This is a genomic window from Candidatus Aminicenantes bacterium (genome assembly GCA_026393795.1).
Classification (GTDB): Bacteria; Acidobacteriota; Aminicenantia; order UBA2199; family UBA2199; genus UBA2199.
Genome location: JAPKZL010000032.1, coordinates 1 through 2,604 on the forward strand (window position 1 = coordinate 1; position 2,604 = coordinate 2,604).

General features: G+C 54.5%; 2 protein-coding genes. Both read left to right on the plus strand.

The genetic code is table 11. The features are described 5' to 3' along the window. A partial coding sequence (locus NTW95_01520; protein ID MCX6556104.1) for a transposase occupies positions 1–1,200 on the plus strand: 1,200 nt, incomplete at its 5' end. Positions 1,201–1,313: 113 nt separating this feature from the next. Next, positions 1,314–2,339, plus strand: coding sequence for a hypothetical protein (locus NTW95_01525; GenBank protein ID MCX6556105.1), 1,026 nt, complete (start codon positions 1,314–1,316; stop codon positions 2,337–2,339). The last annotated feature ends 265 nt before the right edge of the window (positions 2,340–2,604 follow it).

Sequence of the window (2,604 nt, forward strand, 5' to 3'; positions counted from 1 at the left end):
AAAGCAAGCCGGGGAGAGAAGGGGGATATATTGGATGAGTTTTGCCAGGCGATCGGTTACAACCGACACTATGCGGCATCGATCCTGCGCAATTGGGGCCGGCCTGTTTACTGGCGAACAGCAAGCGGAGAGCAGGCGGTGGTCATTGTAGGCGAGCAACGGATAAAGAAGCAACGGCAGCCTCGGCCGAAGATCTACGACGATAGGGTGCGCGATTATGTGGTTTGCTTTTGGGAAGTGATGGATCATCCGTGCGGCAAGCGATTGAAGCGCTGCCTGGAGCCAATGGTGGCCAAAGCAAGGCAGTTCAAGGAGAAGGCGATTCCGCGGCCCATAGAAGCGAAGCTTGTACGGATCAGCGCGCCTACACTTGACCGAATGCTGAAGACAGAGAGAAGAAAGCATGAGTTGAAATGCCGCTCCAAGACCAAGCCAGGGACATTGCTGAAAAAGCAGATCGCCATCCGCTCGGGCGTGGAGTGGGATGAAGATGCTGTGGGCTATGAGGAACTGGACCTGGTGGGGCATGATGGCGGTAATGCAGGTGGGGACTACTGCTTCACATTGAACGTCACCGACATCAAGAGCGGCTGGACAGAAATGCAGGCGGTGCGCAACAAGGCGCAAATCTGGGTTTTTGATGCTCTTCAGGACATCCGCAAGCGGCTGCCGTTTGCCATGAAGGGGATCGACTCGGACAATGGCTCCGAGTTCATCAACTCCCATCTGCTGGCCTACTGCCAGCAAGAAGGCATCGTATTTACCCGTTCCCGGTCCTATCAAAAGAACGACAACTGCCATGTGGAGCAGAAGAACTTCACCGCCGTGCGCAACTTCGTCGGGTATAATCGCTACGACCGCGAGGAGGAACTGGCTTTGCTCAATGAGCTGTATGGGCATCTGCGTCTCTATCTGAACTTCTTCCACCCGCAAATGAAACTGGTCAGTAAAGAACGAACCGGGACTAAAGTTAAAAAGCGATACGATGTGCCGAAAACACCCTACCAGCGTTTACTGGATCTGGAGGAGGTCGACGCGGAACGAAAGGCAAAACTGCAGAAAACATATGCCCAACTGAATCCGTTCGAGCTCAAAAGGACGATCGATAAACTTCAGGAAAGGCTGTATAAAATGATCTTTGAGAAGCATAAAGGGAGGCCTATTTATGCCATCAATTACACTAAACCTGTCCTTGCATAAGCGTTTTCTTTCGGGTAGATTATTATATGAGTCAACGATACCCTCTTCAAGTAGATTTTTGATGAGGCAATGCGTAGGCTTGACTTTTTGCCGGCGAACCCTACAATGGATGCGTGAAAAAATCGCAGAACGATTTCACCTGGCGCTGGAACGGAGCTTACCGCTATTCCGGGCTCTGGCTGGGCGTGGCTATAGCCACTTGCATCGTTCTCAACCTGGCCTGGGAAAAGAATCAGTCCAGGCTGCCGGAGGCTTCGGTGCGGACCTTCGAGCAGCCTTCAGGCACGGCGGTCAAGCTCAGCGACCGGGCCTACCAGCGGCTCGGCGAGAAGAGCGGCATCCTGTTCTGCGAGTACGGCTTCTTCAATTTCAACAGCGATTTTCTGAAGATCAATTACCAGATCCCGCGTCAGGCATTGGAGGAGTACCGCGCCGACTACGGCTACGATGACGCCGAGTTCCGCCGCCTTGACGCCGAGCACCAGCGCTCCTACGACAACGCCGTCGATTTCGCCAACAACCACCGCCTGTCCCAGACCCAGCTGGACGCCCTGATCCGGAATATCGACCGCCAATACAAGATCAATTTGAATATCTACATGGCCAGCCGCTGCTTCAAGATACTGAAGGGGAACATCGCCCAGGTCGACATGCCCGACCTGGTCAGGCGCAACATCCCGCGGCTGCAAAAGGTGGCCAACGCCTTCGACCGCATCGCCGGCCAGGGACATTACGACACGATGACCACCATCGGCGCGGCCACCTCGTTCGTGCAGCTGGCCATGCGCTACGAGATCCCGCCCAAGGTCAGGGGCGGTCGGAACACCGGCGGCATCCTGCCGCCGCTGGAAGCGCTGATGAGCGGCTGGGGCGACTGCGACACCAAGACGGCGCTGCTGGCCTCCATCCTCGGCAACTGGGAGCTGGTGCGCATGGTCGGCATCGCCCTGCCCCACCACTACCTGATGGCCATCCGCTGCAGCCCCAACAAGGGCGACATGTACGTCCGCTTCCAGGGGGTGGATTACGTGCTGATCGATCCGGCCGGACCGGCCTGGCTCCCACCCGGCCAGGTCAGCTCGAACAGCTACGATTCTTTGCAAGACGACGAGGGCTACGTTATCGAGCCGTTTTTTTAGTACCTTAAAACAAATTAGTAACTTAAAGCAAATAAATTTAGTAAAAAAACAAGATAATTTGCTTTCTAAGTTACTTATCCTGCGCAGCAGGGTTAGTTTGTTAAAAACAAGTTAATTTGTTTTCAAAGGTACTTATCCAGCGCAGCTGGATTTGAAAGGAGGCGACATGTTTGTGACCCGTCTGTTGATCAGTCTTTTTGAATTCGCCCTGCTGGTGGTGATGTCGGGGCTGGTGATCTACCTGACCTACCGGCTGTTCATCCGC